This is a genomic window from Legionella sp., assembly GCF_047605385.1.
Taxonomy (GTDB): domain Bacteria; phylum Pseudomonadota; class Gammaproteobacteria; order Legionellales; family Legionellaceae; genus Legionella.
Map to the genome: position 1 here is coordinate 1 of NZ_JASGFU010000031.1, position 17923 is coordinate 17923.

A 17923-nucleotide genomic window follows, 5' to 3' on the forward strand; every position below is an offset into this window, starting at 1 on the left:
TCCTTAACTTAATGACAGAGAGAAAGAGGAAATAGCCTTAAGTTGACGCCATTAATTGCTCGCATTGGAAAAAACCTACTCAGATGCCAAACAGCAGTCTTTGAAATAAGGCACCAATTTAAACAAGGTCATGTGGCTTGGTATGAGCTTGCCTTTAGAACAAAACCTATTCGTAAATAGGTAGGAGAGTACTTGGAGCAAGGCTCTTATACTGATCCCAACTGAAGATTGTTTGTTTTTGTAAAAATTTATTAAAATATTTTTCAGCTTTGTGGACTTTTTTTATAGAAGGTGTTGAACCCACCAACAATCATGCAGAGCGATGTCTAAGACCTGCCGTAATTTGGCGTAAAAAATCATTTGGAATTCGATCTGACTATGGTTCTGACTACGGAGCAAAAACAATGTCTTTTATTTTGACCTGTACGCCTCAAGAAAAAAACTCTTTTGAGTTTCTTAAAGAATCTTTGACCGCGCTTTTTGCAAATAAGGCTTCCCTAGGTTAATTTTAAACTAGGAGGCTGAGCTATTACACATTGGGAATGACAAATGCTGCTTATCTATAGAGATATTCGGTACTGCTCGACATGCTATGAGAATACTCCCAGCTTACCCAATGAGTACTTACCAAATAATAAATCCCACAGTGAATTGGCAAAGCGGTGTGTTCAGTAAGATATAAACCATACTCATTTAGCTGTTGCTTATGTTTTACTAATGATTTTTCATCTTCTTGCCCCGTTTTAAAATCGATAATCCACAGTCGTTTTTGATCAATAAAAGTACGATCAATGATTCGTGTTACTGTACTGCCTTGATGCGAGACTAAAAGCTCATATTCATTATGTTCTTGCTCATGTGCAGTAATAATCCAAGCTCCATTTTTATCAGCAAACATTCGTTTTATTTGGTCTTGTAAGACAGTGAGTGTCTCGTTTTGCATGGATTTGTCAAAACCGTGTTTTCTGCATTCATAATATGCCAGATCCCAAGGAATATCTGCAAATTGTGTTGGATGATGATCACAAATCCATTGTAATAATTTGTGCGCGATAATGCCCGTCAAGCGCGGGATAGTCGATGTTAAAGTAGAAGGTGGATTTGTTGCGCCATACTCACTTACTTCTGAGTCATTATGTTGATAATAGATTAAAGGTAAGCGTATGAGTTTGGGCAAAGCAATTGTTGTTTCATCTTCTTTTTGCGTACCTTCATGCGCACTAAATTCTTGCAGTTTAAGTAAGTTGCGAAAAGAGCTTTTGGATGATTTTTCGAAGTGATCTAAAAGATATAAACGCGATTTAGCACGTGTTACAGCAACATAAAGTAGGCGTTGTGTTTCATAATAGCTCTTGACTTCATCTAATTGTCCCAAGTAATCATAGACCGGACAACATTCATGATGCGCTGCTTGAATCGGTGACATAAGTAATAAATTACCCTGTTTTTGCGTGGGTAAATTTAACCAACGTAACATTGGTAAATCACCACGATTAGTCTGTGCACCTAAACCAGGTAAAAATACCACATCAAATTCTAAACCTTTGGATTTATGAATGGTCATGACTTGTAAACGCGAAGGTGTAGCCTGTTGTGAATAGAGCTTATTAAATTCACCAAGAAATTCCTTCATGTCTGCCAAACGGCCATTTTGCTCATAGCGATCAAGCAGGCTCCAAAATTGCTCCAAGTCGTGAAGTTGTGCTTGGGTCAGGATTTTTTCTGCATATAATTCATTCATCGTATGAATTACCCAAGCCGAAAGTTTTTCTTCATAACGTGTGTTTAATGCCTTTTGCATCACATGGATAAAAAAATGTGCACGAAAGAGGCCTTCTTCACTGAGACCTACGATTTTGTTTAATTGCAATAGGGCAGAATAGATCGATTTCTTTTTATTAAATTGAGCAATCGTATGCACATCATTTAATGTCAAACCACAATAAGGGCTGCGTAGCAAGGATAACCAAGAAAGGCGATTACCTGGTGATAATAAAGCTTGGGTTAATGACCAGACATCACGTAAATGAGGTAAATTAGCAAGCAGAGTAATATCTGTGCCTTGATAAGGAATTTGATGAGCACGCAGTAAACGAACAATTTCTGTGAGTTGTGAGCGTGAGCGCACTAAAATTGCCATGTTTTGCTCAGGAAATGTTGCTAATTCTTGTTGAATAATGTGTATGAGGAAAAGTGCTTCTTCTTCTTTGCTAGTGTATTGTATGGCACGGACGGTACTGTCTTCATTATCTTGAATCACGTTGATGCTTGCATGAAATGATACCGCTCCAGATTCAATATCAACTCGTTGTGGAAATACGTTGGTAAAGGTATAGTTTACCCATTCGACAATCGTTTTTGTAGAGCGAAAATTACAACTTAACTCCAATGAAGTAAGACGTACTGGTCCAATTCCTTCTTCTTTGGCACGAAAGAATAACCCCACTTCCGCTTGGCGAAAACGATAAATTGATTGCATGGGATCACCCACAATGAACATGGTTTTTCCATCACCCTCTTGCCATCCATGGACCAATTTACTAAGCAAATCAAATTGGGTGATGGATGTATCTTGAAATTCATCAACTAATAAATGATGAATAGCATTATCTAAATATAAGGTTAAATCAGTAGGACAATCAGGATCTCCTAAAGCGGCAAGTGCTTGTTGAGAAATTGCCGTAAAATCTACTTCATTATTCTCACTAAATAGCAGATGTAAATGTCCAACAAGTAAAGGCAGTAATAAAAATAGTGCTTGTAATGTTTCCCATTGTTCGGGATTGTATTGAGGATTAGGAAGATTGCTAACTTGGATTAATGACTCATAAAATTCACTGTGTTCACTGAGTTCAGCAAGTAATTCTTTACTGGTATTTTTTAGTTTTTTATATTCATTTGCTGGACAAGAGGTACTGAGTAAACCCACATGATGATCAAAGCTTTTGCGGAAATTTAGATCGCCGGTCAGTACTAATTTACTAAGTGCGGCAGCAAACTCTTTATTAATATCCTGAAAATTATGCCAATCTTTAAGACAGTAACGAGGAGAGTCAGGATTGTTTTCAATCAATGCCAAAGTTTGTACGCATGAGGTTAATTCAATCGCTAAATGTACCGGTAAGCTTTGACGAAAACGAGCTAATTCATGCTCTTCAATAAGTTTTAAGGCTGTTTCAAAATGTGTTTTTTCTTGTGTTTTTGCTTGGAAGAGAGGTACTAACCATTGCTCCCTTTGGGCAAGCAATGCTTGTAATAATTGGAGCAAACGATCTTGACGATTATCAAAATGCAAGAGTAAGGTTTTTATCGCTTGCTGATAGGCAGGAGCCTCTAGTGCAAACTGAATACAGCGACGAGCAGCGGTTAAATAGTAACTGTCTGCTTTATCCGTGATTTGAGAGTAGGCAATTTGTTTTTCCAATAGAGGAATTGCCTGGTTGATGCTTTGGCATAATGAGTCAATGGTGATAATTCTTAGACGGTTAGGGTGATGCAGTAAATCCCATGCGAACTGTTCATCGCGTTTTAGCGCTGCTCGTGCAAAGTCCAGTGTCATTTGTTGATGTGGGCTTTGTGCTGGAGTGTTATGCGCTGCTTGTTGCAAAGCGCGGGTGATACGTTCACGCATTTCACTAGCCGCTTTACGCGTAAAAGTAAGAGCAATGATTTGTTCTGGAGCGTTAACGATTCCTAATAAGCGCAGATAACGCTGAGTAAGAATTTCTGTTTTTCCCGAGCCTGCAGGGGCCTGAACGATGAATGATTGTCTTGGATCAGTAGCTTGTTGTCGTTGATGACTGTCAATAAGTACCATGGATGTAATCACCACCTCAGAAGGGATTTTTTGTTGGTTAGGGACACTGTCATTAAGTTAAGCCAATTTTTGCTACTTACGTTCCGCGAACAAGTCGCGGGACGTAGGCAATCAGCCATATTCCTTAATTTAATGGTAGTGAGAGTTAAGGATAGAGGTTTTCAGGCAAATTTTCCTGAGACCAATAGCCCAACATTTTTTTCGCTACTCTAACACAATTTCCTGTGCAGGTGGACGTAAATTATAATGAGAACTCATACACCGTCCATAAGCACCAGCATTTGCAATTAATAACACATCACCTTCTTCGGTCACTGGTAATAAACGATCGTAACCTAAAGTATCTCCCGACTCACAAATAGGGCCAACCACATGTGAGAAACCTGCTTTTTCTTCATGCAATCTACTTAAGTTAACAATTTCATGATAAGCTCCATACAATGATGGTCTAATCAATGAATTCATTCCTGTTTCAATACCAACAAATTTCACTTTTCCTTTTTCTTTACATTGAGTCACCTTAGCTAAAATTACGCCACTTTCAGCCACAAGGAAACGTCCAGGTTCCAGCCAAATTTCTAATTGCGGGTAGCGTGATTTAACCGCCATTAATAAAGCATCCAAATTGGCAAAATCTAAAGGTTGTTGGCCTGGCTTTTCGACAATACCTAGGCCACCGCCCAGATTAATGACGGTGACCTCTGGAAATTGTTCAATTAAAGAAGCTAACATGGATGCAGTTTGCTGCCATAATTCTGGAGTTAGAATGCCACTGCCGGAATGAGCATGCAGGCCTACTACATGAATGTTATTTTTTTTGGTCAACGCAATTATTTGGGAAATATCATCCTGGGTAATACCAAATTTAGATTCATTTCCTGCGGTAGAAACATGTTTGTGATGACCGGCTCCTGTGCCAGGATCAATACGGATAATGACTTCTTTATTTTTAAATAAATGTGCCCAATGCTCTAAGGGATATAAACTATCAATGGTGATGTAACATTCTATTTTTAGTGCGTATTCATACTCTGATTTGGGTGCAAAGTTAGGTGTAAATAAAATCCGTTTTTTATCAATTTCTGGAAAGAGTTCTAATACTCTATCTAATTCTTGTATGGAAACGCATTCAAAACCGATGCCTTCTTTTTCTAATGTTTGTAATACTGAAGGGTGAGGATTGGCTTTGATGGCATAAAATAATTTATCAATAGATTTCAATTTCAGTAATTGTTGGGCACGCGCCGCTTGAGTGGGGCTGTGATATACATAACAGGGTGAATGAGTTACTGCTGTTGTTAATAAATGGTCACGTTCAGTTTCCCACCAGGGAGTAAAACGGGCTGTGGGGTTGCCAAATTCTTCGTGCCAACTTTTAGAGTAATAAAAAATTTGGGGATTATTCTCGATGAGTAAATTATGTAATTTTTGACAAAGCTGATTGGCTTGGGATTCATCAACTACAAAAGTTAAGTTTAGATCGTTCGATGCTAAAGACATTAAGTAGACTTGTTTGGCTTCGAATACTTCTAATGCTGGGCCTAATTGCGGTAAGACAGTTCTGATATGATGGCCTACCAAACTGACTGCACTGCAAGGCTCAATAAGTTTTGCGCGGCCAAATTGATTCAGTTCTTCGATTAATGCATTAATGGCGGGCCGGTCATGAATTTTTGTATTAATGTCTAAAGATAAAGTAACATTAAATTCTGAGGAAGAAAGCAAATCAACGGAGAAACCATGGTTTTTAAATGTGGTAAACACATCCGATAAGAAACCTACTTGTTGCCACATGTGTAAGGTATCTATGGAAATCAGTAAGATACTATTTTTTATTTGAATGGATTTAATCAGTGGAGCCGTTTCATCAATATCTTTGGTAATTAACGTCCCGGAATGTTCTGGCATTTGAGTGTATTTAACAGACATTGGAATCCTGGCGTGGCGCACTGGAGGGATGCAATTAGGATGCAAAACCTTGGCGCCCATAGAAGCGATTTCTTGAGCCTCATCATAATTAAGTTTTTTTAATAAACGTGCTTGAGGTAATTGATGGGGATTCGCCGTATAAATTCCTGGAACATCAGTCCAAATTTCACAAGCTGTGGCTTGAAGCTTACCAGCCAGCAAAGCGGCGGAAGTATCAGAACCTCCTCGACCTAACAAAACGGTTTCCCCTTGTGGATTCGCGGCGAAAAAACCCTGGGTAATAATTACTTGTGCACCGCTGCTAATAAATTGTTCTACCAATTGCGGATCATACTCACTGTTACAACGAGCAGAAAGATAATTTGCGGATTCGCCGTTATGAAAGGGAGCACTGGTTAATAATTCACGAGCATCATACCATTTACAATGCATGCCCTGATTTTCTAAAAAGGCATGTCCCAGGCGAGTCATCATCAGCTCACCTAAGCTAAGTACTTGTGCATGAGTTTTTGCTGGCGCTTGCTTTAATAAAGCTATCCCTGTGAGCCATTGCTCTAATTGATGTAAATCACCGGTAATTAATTCAGGATTGACTTCCAATTGTTCGGCAAGGTTCAAATGGCTATTGCGAATATCAATAATGATGCTTTGATGCTCATCAATTAATGCCGCATCAATTGCTCTTTCTAGTTTGTTGGAAATTTGTGTTAATGCAGAACACACAATTACTGGTTGCACTCCTGCGTTCAGATGTTTTTTCGTGATGGCTGCAATATTGTTCCATGTGCCACGAGTGGATACGCTTGTTCCACCGAATTTAGTTATGATCTGTTGCATAATTTATTCCGCACAAAATTAATACACCTTAGCATGGAGTATAGGAGAGACACAAGAGGTTCATAAGAGATATTCTTGCAGAAAAATAGTTTTAATACAAATGCAAATAAATTGATTAATTGCTCATGCTGAGTTTAATTAAACCACTATGAGTGATTATTTTTTACTCATTGAATAATATATAAAAAAATTGTTTTTAATGATTTGAAAACAAGGTACACTCCTCCAACATTCGAACGGATTTTATTCAACTTTTGAAATACTGAAATTTAGAAGGAGTATGGAGTGAAGAATATGCACAAACCTTTGAGAACGCTTGTTAGCATTGCTGTTATTGGTGTTTTGGCTACTGGCGTTGCTCATGCTGCTGGATTTGCTTTGTATGGCGAAGGTTCAGGTTATACAGCAGGTAATTATGCTGCAGGAGCTGCAGCAGAAGCAGCTGATGCGTCAACTGGTTGGTATAACCCAGCAGGTTTAGCTTTGATTCGTAACAAGCAAGGCGTTTTCGGTGGTACTGGAATTTTTCCTAACATGAGAATTAATGGTTCAAGCGAATATGTCACCGAAGGTTTACCTCCTTATGAGCAAGAATATCATCGTGTAAACGGGAGTTATAGTGGTTTTGTGCCTGCCTCACATTTCGCTTTGCCTGTGGGTGAGCGCACTACACTAGGCTTAAGTTTTACTGGTCCTTATGGTTTATCTACAGATTGGTCACCTGTATCACCAGTACGTTACTCTGCAACTTATACTGAACTTATTACTGCAACAATTTCACCTGAAATAGGAACATTAGTATTAGATAATTTAGCGTTTGGTGCCGGTATGGATTTCCAATATTCACGCGTTAAATTTAACCAAATTATTGGTGCACCAACTCTTTTAGCTGCATTGGATGAGAACCCTGCGGGTTTGGATACCTTCAGTAATAACAAAGGTGCTTCTTGGGGGTTAGGATTTCATGTTGGGTTGATGGCATTATTTAATGACAACCATACTCGCTTAGGTGTGAATTATCAATCTCAAGTACGTCATGTGTTCTACGGGCATAGTGAGTTGAAAGGTATTTTAGCAAATAACTTTGACTTATTACTTCCTCCCTACCCAGAAGCTGGTGGTGTATGGAAAAATAATAATTTATTCAGTAACCCAATTTATTTCCCAGATGTATTAACCATTAGTGGATATCAGGATATTAATGATCAATGGGCTATTTTAGGTTCCGCCGTATATGCTGGCTGGCATTCATTCAAGACAATTCAATTAAATAATGTTGCTGCCCCTAACATCAGTTCAGTTCCTCCATTTCCAGTAACTGAAGCAAATGTTATTAGCACTGTGGAGCAACGATATAACGATGCATGGCGTTTCGCTTTAGGTGCTAACTATCATGTAACTCCTCAATGGATGATGCGTGTTGGTGGTGGTTATGATCAGTCACCTACCAGGAATAGGTACAGAGATATTCGCTTACCAGATGTTGATCGTTGGGCTATTGCGGTAGGTACTCACTATCAGTGGAAACCAACCATTGGCTTTGATGTGGGGTATACTCACTTATTCTCTGGTAGCAGACCAAGTGTTCATTCAGTGCAACACTTCTCTACAACATCTGCATTCTTTGTAAATTCCAACAATGGTATTTTTGCAGCGGATCTGGTTGGTGGGCAAGTGGTATGGACTATTGATCCAGTTCTTCCTGCGCCAATGAAATAATCTTTAATTGCTTATATTCGGAGAATAATTTTGATCTGTCGGGCCAAGGCCCGACCTACAACATGGACGTAGGTTGAGTCTTGGCCCAAAAACTTCTTATTTTGTTTTGATAATGGTTGCTTCACCTGGACCATTTACAATCAAAGTGTAGCCATTTTTAGAAATTGTCTTGGGAGAAATATCCCCACTGTCCAAATTCATAGTTACAGTACCCACTTCAATTGGGTTAGCAGTATTTGTCGCCATTTTAATTACTGCTGGGCAGTTTTTACCATTAGTGTGGCCGTGGCAAGCAATTTTAACTAAATTCCAGTAAACTTGTTTTGTATTATTGGCGGGGGTGGGATAAATAGAAGGAACGCCTGCGATAAATGCATTAGATTCCTGATTGGTATTGTTATGTGTCGTCAAATATACAGGGGCCGCAAAAGCTGTTACAACGCTTAAACTTAAAGCAATTGCTGAAATACTTTTAATTAATAAATTCATCATGTCTCCATTGTAATTATAAATAATTGGCCACATGGGCCAAATTGATTTGCTATTTAGATGTCTATATATAACGCAGGCTAATTATACCGCAAAATGTGTGATGATAACATTTGCGCTAATTTTTGTTTAAAAAAGTAGCTAAATCCTTGGCAAAATAAGAAATAATAAAATCAGCGCCGGCGCGTTTAATGGCAATTAAACTTTCAATTATGGCTTGCTCTTCATTGATTAGCCCGTGTTTGGCTGCTACTTTAATCATGGAATACTCACCACTTACTTGATAAGCACAAAGCGGAACTTCCGGGAAATTTTGCTTAAGTTTAGTAATCACATCCAGATAATAACCTGCAGGTTTGACCATAATCATATCGGCTCCCTCATCAAGATCCAAAGCAGTTTCACGGATGGCTTCGTTGCTATTGGCTGGATCCATTTGATAGGATTTACGATCCCCAAATTGCGGTGCACCTTGCGCTGCTTCTCTAAACGGGCCATAGAGGCAGGAACAATATTTGGCACTATAACTTAAAATAGGAATATGCTGATACCCTGAAAAATCCAATGCTTGACGAATTGCATTGACCATCCCATCTGTCATCCCGCTGGGGGCTACCCAATCAGCACCCGCTTTGACATGGCTAATGGCTTGCTTTGCTAATAACTCTAAAGTTTTATCATTATCAATGTGTCGATCTTTTAATACGCCGCAATGGCCGTGATCCGTGTATTCACAAAAACATAAATCGCTAATAATTAGTAATTCTTTATTAACAGAGCGGATTTTTTTAATGGCTTTTTGAATTATACCTTCATCATTAAAAGATTCACTGCCACAGGCATCTTTATGTTTGGGTATGCCAAATAGTAATACTGCTGGAATACCTAGAGTAGTTAAATGCTCAATTTCTTTGGGAAGACAATCCAAGCTTAATTGATATTGTCCTGGCATAGCTGTTATTTCTTGTGCAGTAGCAAGTTGTTCATTGATGAATAAAGGCATAATAAATTGTTGCGGATGCAAGCGTGTTTCTCGTACTAAAGCACGCGCAAGGGGATTGCTTCTCAAGCGCGTTAATCTCAGTGGTATATTATAGTCAGTCATTTGTAGTTATCCTATAAAATGAATATGTTTATTGTTTCTTACACGGTCTCCAGCTTTTTGAGGCGGTAAATCAAGTCAAGGGCTTCGCGTGCGGATAATTGATCTGGATCTATTTTAGCTAATTCACGCAAAATAGGGGATGGCTCATGAAGTACGGGCTGAAATTGTTCTACAACAGGTGCATTATTTTGCATATGGCTTAAATGTGAATGGGCAATTTTTAAGACGTCAGGAGGGATACCTGCAAGCTCTGCAACTTCCAAACCATAACTGCGGTTTGTACAACCAGGTTCAACCCGATATAAAAAGACAATGCGTCCTGTCTCTAAAGATGCCTGTAAATGCACATTACGAATGCAAGGCAATTGCTGGGGTAGATCAGTTAATTCAAAATAATGAGTAGAAAAGAGAGTGTAGGCTTTAATTGCGGTTGCTAGATAGACACAGCTTGCATAAGCGAGTGCCATACCATCATAAGTGCTGGTTCCACGGCCAATTTCATCAATTAATACCAGGCTTTCATGACTTGCTTGACGTAAAATTTGAGCAGTTTCAGTCATTTCCACCATGAAGGTAGAACGGCCGGAAGCCAAATCATCACTGGCACCAATACGAGTAAAGATTCTGTCGATAGGGCCTAGAGTTGTTGATTGTGCCGGCACATAACTGCCTATATGGGCTAACAATACAATTAAAGCAGTTTGTCGCATGTAGGTTGATTTACCACCCATATTAGGGCCAGTAATTAATAAAATATTTTGCTCTGGATTTAATTGCAGATTATTGGCAATAAACTGTTCTTGTAACAAATGTTCAATAACCGGGTGTCGCCCATCTTGGATAGTGATTTGTGATTGTGTGACAAGCTGTGGGCAACACCACTTAAGACTTTGTGCTCGCTCTGCAAGAGTCACCAGGACATCCAATTGTGCTAAAGCACGCGCTAATTGTGTTAGCGCGGCTATGTTTTGTTGCATGGCAATGAGTAAATTGTCATACAACCATTTTTCACGAGCTAAAGCTTTTACTTGTGCTGATAAGACCTTTTCTTCAAATATCTTTAACTCTGGTGTGATGTATCGTTCTACATTTTTTAGTGTCTGCTTACGATGATAATGAGAGGGGGCTTTTTCTGATTGATTTTTGGACAATTCAATGTAATAACCTTGCACATTATTAAAACCAAATTTTAAGGAAGATAATCCCGTTTGTTGTCTTTCATCTTGTTCGAGTTGCTCTAAGGTTTCACTAGCATGCGTGCTTAGCCTTCTTAATTCATCAAGTTCTTCATCAAAGCCTGTAGCAATAACCCCACCGTCACGAATTAAAACTGGAGGATTATCAATGATTGCAGTAGCTAATAGTTGTTGTAAATCAGGCATTGGCTGAGTGTGCTTTTTTAGTTCTGCTGCGAGGAAACTCTTATTTTGTGCTAATGCAACATGGATTTTTGGCAGTAGATTTAAAGTGGTCCCTAATGCCTGTAAATCACGAGGACGTGCGGATTTAAGAGCAATGCGTGAAACGATGCGCTCTACATCACACACCTGTCGCAATAATTGATGAATGGTGGCATCATTTTGTAATGCAATGATTTCGGCAATTGCTTGTTGCCGAGCTTGAATAGATGTGTGCTGTTTTAAAGGTCTGCCAAGCCAGCGTTTTAATAGGCGGCTGCCCATGGTGCACGCAGTTTTGTCCAGGACAAAGAGCAAACTATTTTCTTGCCCACCTTGGATGTTTTCAAATAATTCCAAATGTTTTTGGGTTGCAGCATCTAATTGTAAATAATCTTGTGAGCTTTCAAGCGTGATGGCGTTTAAATGAGGGAGTGCTTGTTTTTGTGTTATTTGCAAATAAGCCAGTAAGGCTCCAGCGGCAATCAGGGCTGTAGGGTAATCCTGCTCACCAAATGCGCTCAGATTATTGACGGCAAATTGTTCACATAAACGAGCTTTGGCGCGTTCAAAGTTAAATTCCCAGCCTGGTCTGGTTTTAACCGGAAAATTAAGACAATATTTCTCCAATGATGAGTCTTCTTGCAATAGTAATTCTGCCGGTTGGAGTCTTGTTAATTCTGCATTTAGCTGTGTTGCATCAGTTAATTCCAGTAAATGAAAATGACCACTACTTAAATCAACCCAAGCAAGACCTATATGCTTTTTTTGTTGGTGTAAAGCCAAAAGTAAATTATCTTTTTTGGCATCCAGCAGGGCTTCATCAGTTACCGTACCAGGAGTAATAATGCGGGTGACCTGTCGTTCTACAGGCCCTTTACTGGTTGCTGGGTCACCGATTTGTTCGCAAATAGCTACGGATTCACCTTTTTTTAGCAATCTGGCCAAATAATTTTCTACAGCATGATAAGGGACGCCTGCCATAGGAATAGGCTTATCTGCCGATTGGCCACGATGGGTTAACGTGAGATCCAGCAATTGCGCAGCATGCTTGGCATCATCAAAAAATAATTCATAAAAATCACCCATACGATAGAGCAAGAGCATGTCGGGGTAGTCTGCTTTGATGCGTAAATATTGTTGCATCATGGGGGTATGTGAAGTATTCATCAGCAATTGGTTAAAATTAAAGTGCCGTGATTCTAGCAAAATCACTTTTGGAAGTCAGTATTTCGGCATCTCTATGTGCTTAGAACATACTACTTTGTTGAATTTAATTTTATTTGCTAAAATCAATAATGATTTTATATAAAAATCTAAAACTAACATAGGGAGAATGATGATGAAGCGTATCGCTCTAATTGCTACTACTGGACTTTTAGCATTAATGTTGACTGCATGTGGTGGACAAGGTACTCCTAAGCCTACTGCTAATGAGAATACGATGCAGCAGCAACAACCAGGTACTACACCACAACAGCAACAATCTGCTCCAAACCAAGAACAACGCTAAAATTTGGAGTACCTGAGTGGCGTGCAGTGCGTTGCTCAGGAACAATTCTGGTAGTGATTATGAATACTTTTAATCCATTAATTCAAGAAATCGCAACTCTATTGAAAGAAAAAAACTGGCAGTTAGTGACCGCTGAGTCTTGTACTGGCGGTTTGGTTGCCAGTTTTCTTACAGAAATTCCTGGTAGTTCAGATTGGTTTGAGCGTGGTTTTGTCACTTATAGCAATTTAGCCAAAGAAGAAATGTTGGCTGTTCCAAGCATATTGCTCGATGAGTTCGGCGCAGTCAGTGAACCTGTTGCAGCATCCATGGCTTTAGGTGCTTTAAAACACAGTGCTGGGCAAATTGCGGTATCGATTACAGGAATCGCTGGGCCTGATGGTGGTAGTGCTGAGAAGCCTGTAGGCACGGTGTGCTTTGGTTGGGTTGCACAAGGGGTTAATGCGAAAACAGTGAGAAAACAATTTCATGGCGGCAGACAAGAAATACGCTTGGCAGCATGTAGGGAAGCATTGTCTGGTGTGTTGGCTTTGCTTAAAGATTAAAATGTGTCTTCAATTTCAATCTAAGGTATACTTTCTTCTGCAGGCATTATAACTAAACAAAGTACTGGGGCAGGCCTTAGTGCAAAAAATATAGGGCCGGGGGTAATTATCGACGCCAAAGATACCATATCATACGATACAAGATTACCTAATGTGGGTATTAATTCAGTTGTGCAAATAAATAACTCTCAAAGTAATAATGTAGTCAATCGAGCATCAATAGGTCTATTTTCTTCGACAGTACCGACATCCCCAAAAGTTACCAAATCGAAAAGTTTTATACGTCGATTATTGGGGAAGTAATGTAGAGATCCAGTGATCTTCAATTTCACTTCAATAATCAGTTTGCTGCAGGTTCACATCTGTGTGATAATTTTGTCCTTGCATTAACTACCTGGAAAAGATTATGGAAGAAAATAAACAAAAAGCATTGTCAGCTGCTCTTTCGCAAATTGAGCGTCAATTTGGCAAGGGTTCTGTAATGCGTATGGGAGACAGTAATGTAGCCCGTGATATAGAAGCGATTTCGACTGGATCTTTGGGCTTAGACATTGCCTTGGGAATCGGGGGATTACCTAAAGGCCGTATTGTTGAAATTTATGGTCCAGAATCTTCTGGTAAAACCACGTTAACCTTACAAGTTATTGCCGAATGCCAAAAAATGGGTGGTACCGCTGCATTTATTGATGCGGAACATGCTCTAGACCCAAGCTATGCGCAAAAACTTGGTGTTAATGTGGATGAACTATTAGTTTCTCAGCCTGATACAGGAGAGCAAGCTTTAGAAATTACCGACATGCTGGTACGTTCTGCTGCGGTTGATGTGATCATCGTTGATTCTGTTGCTGCTTTAACTCCTAAAGCAGAGATTGAAGGAGAAATGGGGGATTCTCATGTTGGTTTACAAGCACGTTTGATGTCTCAAGCGTTACGTAAATTAACGGCGAATATTAAACGCTCTAATACTCTAGTGATTTTTATTAACCAAATTCGTATGAAGATTGGTGTGATGTTTGGCAGCCCTGAAACCACAACTGGTGGTAACGCGTTGAAATTCTACGCATCTGTTCGTTTAGATATTCGTCGTATTGGTTCGATTAAAAAAGGCGAAGAAATTTTAGGTAGCGAAACACGTGTGAAAGTAGTTAAGAATAAAGTGGCGCCACCATTTAAGATGACTGAATTTGATATTCTCTACAATGAAGGAATATCTCGTGAAAGCGAAATCATCAATCTGGCCGTACAATTGAATTTAATTGAAAAGGCAGGGGCATGGTACAGTTACAAACAAGAAAAAATTGGTCAAGGCAAAGATAATGTGCGTTTATATTTGAAAGATAATTCAAGTATCGCTGCTGAATTGGAGCAACAAATTCGCGCTGAATTATTGGAAAAGAACTCGCCATTACTTGCCTCTACGACTGTAGATGAGTTTGAGACCATTGATGAATAAGGCATTTGATCATGCGGTGCGCCTGTTGTCCAGGCGCGAGCATGGTGCCACTGAGCTTTATGAAAAACTAAAACAAAAAAGATTTAGTGCTGCGCAAGTAAAAGAAGCTTTAGAACGCTGCCAGCAACTTGACTTACAAAGCGACCGTCGTTATGTTGAAAGCTATAGCCGTTCACGTATCCGCCAAGGGTATGGCCCGCTAAAAATTAGTCAGGAATTAAGCAATAAAGGCATAGACAAGGAATTGATTCAAAATATTTTGCGCCAAGAAGAAGATCATTGGTTGAAATATGCTTTGGAAGTCTGGCATAAAAAAAGTAAAAAGCAGGAAGAAATGTCTTTTAGCGAAGTGCAAAAGCAACAGCGTTTTTTACTTTATCGTGGATTTAGCATGGATATTATCGCAATGGTCACAAAGGAATTGAAACTATTGTAGCGGCTTAATTTATTTGAATTAACTTAAAAATTTGGTATCGACTAGAAAATGAAAAGTTCTGAAATTAGACAAGCATTCTTTGATTATTTTATACAGCATGGCCATCAGTTAGTAGAGTCCAGCTCTTTGATTCCTGCCAATGATCCTACTTTATTATTTACCAATGCGGGTATGGTACAGTTTAAGGATTTATTTTTAGGGCTTGAAACACGCTCTTATACGCGTGCGGTTACCGCTCAGCGCTGCGTTCGTGCAGGTGGCAAACATAATGATTTAGAAAATGTGGGTTATACTGCACGCCACCATACATTTTTTGAAATGCTGGGTAATTTCAGCTTTGGTGATTATTTCAAACGCGAAGCCATTCAATTTGCTTGGGAGTTTTTAACCAAGGTGCTCGGTTTGCCTGAAGAGCGTTTATGGGTCACTGTTTATAAAGAAGATCAAGAGGCCCAAGACATTTGGTTAAAAGAAATGAAAGTTTCTGCTGCACGTTTTTCACGTTGTGGTGAAAAAGATAATTTTTGGTCCATGGGAGACACAGGGCCTTGTGGTCCATGTACAGAAATATTCTACGATCATGGTTCTGAAATTGCTGGTGGCCCTCCAGGAAGTGCTGATGAAGATGGGGATCGCTATATTGAAATTTGGAATCTGGTCTTCATGCAATTTAATCGTGATAAAGACGGTAATTTGCATCCTTTACCTAAACCTTCTGTGGATACAGGCATGGGATTAGAGCGCTTGGCTGCTGTTGTACAGGGAGTGCATAGTAATTATGAGATTGATACCTTTCAATACTTAATTAAAGCCATTGCAAAATTAGGTAATATTAGCGATTTACATCATACATCATTAAAAGTTATTGCTGATCACATCCGTTCTTGTGCTTTTTTGGTTGTAGATGGTGTTATTCCTGGAAATGAAGGTCGAGGTTATGTTTTAAGAAGAATTATTCGTCGTGCTGTACGTCATGGTAATAAACTGGGTTTACCAACTCCATTTTTTGCCAAGCTGGTGCAGCCTTTAATTGATGTAATGGGTGATGCTTATCCTGAACTGATTACCTATAAAGCCCATATTGAAAAAGTATTGCTGCAAGAAGAAAATCAATTTGTGCGTACTTTAGAGCAGGGGTTACGCTTGTTACAAGAGCAAATGCATTCGTTAGGTGGCCAAGAAATTACTGGGCAAATTGCATTTCGCCTCTATGACACCTATGGTTTTCCAGTTGATTTAACTGCCGATATTGCTCGTGAGCAGGGTATGTATGTAGATATGGAAGAGTTTAATGCATTAATGCAACAACAAAGAGAGCAATCGCAAGCCGCCAGTCAATTTACTATTGATTATCATGCAGCCACGCAATTAGATCATCAATCTGATTTCCATGGTTATGAAAAAGAAGAAATGGAAGGGCGAGTGGTGGCCTTGTTGCGAGAGGGTGTTGAAGTTAGCTCTTTAAGTACTGGTATGAATGGAGCCGTAGTTCTCGATCATACACCTTTTTATGCGGAAAGTGGTGGTCAAGTGGGTGATCGTGGATTCTTAATTGCCGATAATTTACGTTTCGTTGTTAATGATACACAAAAAAACGGTCAGGCAATTATTCATTATGGAGAAGTACTTGAAGGAAGTGTTACTGTCGATCAATTTGTGAGTGCTCAAATCGATGGTGTACGCCGTAAGGCAATTCGCTTAAACCATACAGCAACGCATTTATTACACGCAGCATTAAAAATCATTGTAGGCCCACAGGTACAGCAAAAGGGATCTTTAGTTGATGCAGAGCGTGCTCGTTTTGATTTTGCCCTTTTTGAAGCTTTAACGCCCGAACAAATTAGTGAAGTTGAAGTTTTAGTTAATGAACACATTCGTGCGAATCATGAAGTGGTTACGCAAGTTATGGATATTGACTCTGCTAAGAAAAGTGGTGCGGTGGCGCTCTTTAGTGAGAAATACGCAGCGGATGTTCGTGTTTTATCTATGGGTGATTTTTCCAAAGAGCTTTGTGGTGGTACGCATGCTCATCGTACCGGAGATATTGGTTTATTTAAAATTATTGCTGAATACGGTATTGCCAGTGGTGTACGGCGCATCGAGATGGTTACTGGTGGCTATGCTTTAGCCTGGGTGAATGAGCAGCAATGTTTGCTAAGTGAGTTAGGCTCTTTGCTGAAGACTTCAGTTGGTGGTTTAATAGATAAAGTATCGCAATTAGTCCTTGATAATAAAAATCTAGAAAAAGAAATCGCTAAGTTACGTGTAGAAAAGGTAAATAAGTCGGGTGCAGATCTTGCCAGTGAAGTAGAGAACATAAATGGCATTAATTTACTGGTGAAGCAATTGGATGGTGCCGATAATCAAACTTTGCGTACTACTATGGATCAATTGAAATCCAGGCTTGAGTCGGCAGTTATTGTTTTATTTGTTGTAACTCAAGACAAAATGAACGTGATTGCCGGGGTAAGCAAAGACATTCTTGGCAGGGTACCAACAGCTGCGGCTTTAGTTCGACATCTTTGCGGCAAAGGAGGTGGGCGTGATGATATGGCGCAAGGCGGCGGTGCTGTACCACTTGACTTAGCAGCAAAAATCAAAGAAATTAAAGAGATGATACATAATTCATAGTATTAAAGTTGAGCCATGATGGCTCAACAAATTTAGAGATTCGTTAATAAGG

At 39.4% G+C, this 17923-nt stretch carries 11 protein-coding genes; 6 read left to right on the forward strand and 5 right to left on the reverse strand.

What is annotated here, in order from left to right:
* Positions 1-556: 556 nt before the first annotated feature.
* Both QM652_RS08540 and QM652_RS08545 read right to left on the reverse strand, forming a co-directional pair.
* Complete coding sequence (locus QM652_RS08540; protein ID WP_415074796.1) at positions 557-3817, reverse strand: UvrD-helicase domain-containing protein; 3261 nt, start codon at positions 3815-3817, stop codon at positions 557-559.
* A 204-nt stretch (positions 3818-4021) separates the two neighbouring features.
* Positions 4022-6583 carry a bifunctional aspartate kinase/diaminopimelate decarboxylase gene (locus tag QM652_RS08545; protein WP_415074798.1) on the reverse strand — a complete coding sequence of 854 codons (2562 nt, stop codon included), beginning with the start codon at positions 6581-6583 and terminating at the stop codon, positions 4022-4024.
* Positions 6584-6868: 285 nt separating this feature from the next.
* Here QM652_RS08545 and QM652_RS08550 point away from each other — a divergent pair, with 285 nt between their 5' ends.
* Positions 6869-8302, forward strand: a complete 1434-nt coding sequence (locus QM652_RS08550) for an OmpP1/FadL family transporter (RefSeq protein WP_415074800.1) — start codon at positions 6869-6871, stop codon at positions 8300-8302.
* Between the two features lie 96 nt (positions 8303-8398).
* Here QM652_RS08550 and QM652_RS08555 read toward each other — a convergent pair whose 3' ends face one another.
* From QM652_RS08555 to mutS, 3 genes are all read right to left on the reverse strand, one after another.
* Positions 8399-8791 carry a hypothetical protein gene (locus QM652_RS08555; protein WP_415074853.1) on the reverse strand — a complete coding sequence of 131 codons (393 nt, stop codon included), beginning with the start codon at positions 8789-8791 and terminating at the stop codon, positions 8399-8401.
* Between the two features lie 118 nt (positions 8792-8909).
* A complete protein-coding gene (gene hemB / locus QM652_RS08560; protein WP_415074802.1) occupies positions 8910-9896 on the reverse strand; it encodes a porphobilinogen synthase in 987 nt (328 codons plus the stop codon).
* A gap of 38 nt (positions 9897-9934) precedes the next feature.
* Positions 9935-12463: a DNA mismatch repair protein MutS gene (gene mutS / locus QM652_RS08565; protein WP_415074805.1), complete on the reverse strand. Its 2529-nt coding sequence runs from the start codon at positions 12461-12463 to the stop codon at positions 9935-9937.
* 169 nt (positions 12464-12632) lie between these two features.
* On the opposite strand from mutS, the gene QM652_RS08570 reads away from it, so the two are divergent.
* From QM652_RS08570 to alaS, 5 genes are all read left to right on the forward strand, one after another.
* A complete protein-coding gene (locus QM652_RS08570; protein WP_415074807.1) occupies positions 12633-12806 on the forward strand; it encodes a hypothetical protein in 174 nt (57 codons plus the stop codon).
* A gap of 59 nt (positions 12807-12865) precedes the next feature.
* Complete coding sequence (locus QM652_RS08575; protein ID WP_415074809.1) at positions 12866-13351, forward strand: CinA family protein; 486 nt, start codon at positions 12866-12868, stop codon at positions 13349-13351.
* Positions 13352-13757: 406 nt separating this feature from the next.
* Entirely contained in the window at positions 13758-14804 is a 1047-nt protein-coding gene (gene recA, locus QM652_RS08580; RefSeq protein WP_415074811.1) for a recombinase RecA, read from the forward strand.
* Positions 14797-15240 (forward strand): recombination regulator RecX, encoded by a 444-nt coding sequence (recX, locus tag QM652_RS08585; protein ID WP_415074813.1) that lies wholly within the window; start codon positions 14797-14799, stop codon positions 15238-15240. Before recA ends, recX begins: the two co-directional genes overlap by 8 nt.
* A gap of 48 nt (positions 15241-15288) precedes the next feature.
* Complete coding sequence (alaS, locus tag QM652_RS08590; RefSeq protein ID WP_415074815.1) at positions 15289-17871, forward strand: alanine--tRNA ligase; 2583 nt, start codon at positions 15289-15291, stop codon at positions 17869-17871.
* Positions 17872-17923 lie beyond the last annotated feature (52 nt).

Excerpts from the sequence above, each read along its gene's own strand:
- QM652_RS08540 (WP_415074796.1), bottom strand. The coding sequence starts at position 3,817 with ATGGTACTTATTGACAGTCATCAACGACAACAAGCTACTGATCCAAGA.
- QM652_RS08545 (WP_415074798.1), bottom strand. The coding sequence starts at position 6,583 with ATGCAACAGATCATAACTAAATTCGGTGGAACAAGCGTATCCACTCGT.
- QM652_RS08555 (WP_415074853.1), bottom strand. The coding sequence starts at position 8,791 with ATGAATTTATTAATTAAAAGTATTTCAGCAATTGCTTTAAGTTTAAGC.
- hemB (WP_415074802.1), bottom strand. The coding sequence starts at position 9,896 with ATGACTGACTATAATATACCACTGAGATTAACGCGCTTGAGAAGCAAT.
- mutS (WP_415074805.1), bottom strand. The coding sequence starts at position 12,463 with ATGAATACTTCACATACCCCCATGATGCAACAATATTTACGCATCAAA.
- QM652_RS08570 (WP_415074807.1), top strand. The coding sequence starts at position 12,633 with ATGATGAAGCGTATCGCTCTAATTGCTACTACTGGACTTTTAGCATTA.
- QM652_RS08575 (WP_415074809.1), top strand. The coding sequence starts at position 12,866 with ATGAATACTTTTAATCCATTAATTCAAGAAATCGCAACTCTATTGAAA.
- recA (WP_415074811.1), top strand. The coding sequence starts at position 13,758 with ATGGAAGAAAATAAACAAAAAGCATTGTCAGCTGCTCTTTCGCAAATT.
- recX (WP_415074813.1), top strand. The coding sequence starts at position 14,797 with ATGAATAAGGCATTTGATCATGCGGTGCGCCTGTTGTCCAGGCGCGAG.
- alaS (WP_415074815.1), top strand. The coding sequence starts at position 15,289 with ATGAAAAGTTCTGAAATTAGACAAGCATTCTTTGATTATTTTATACAG.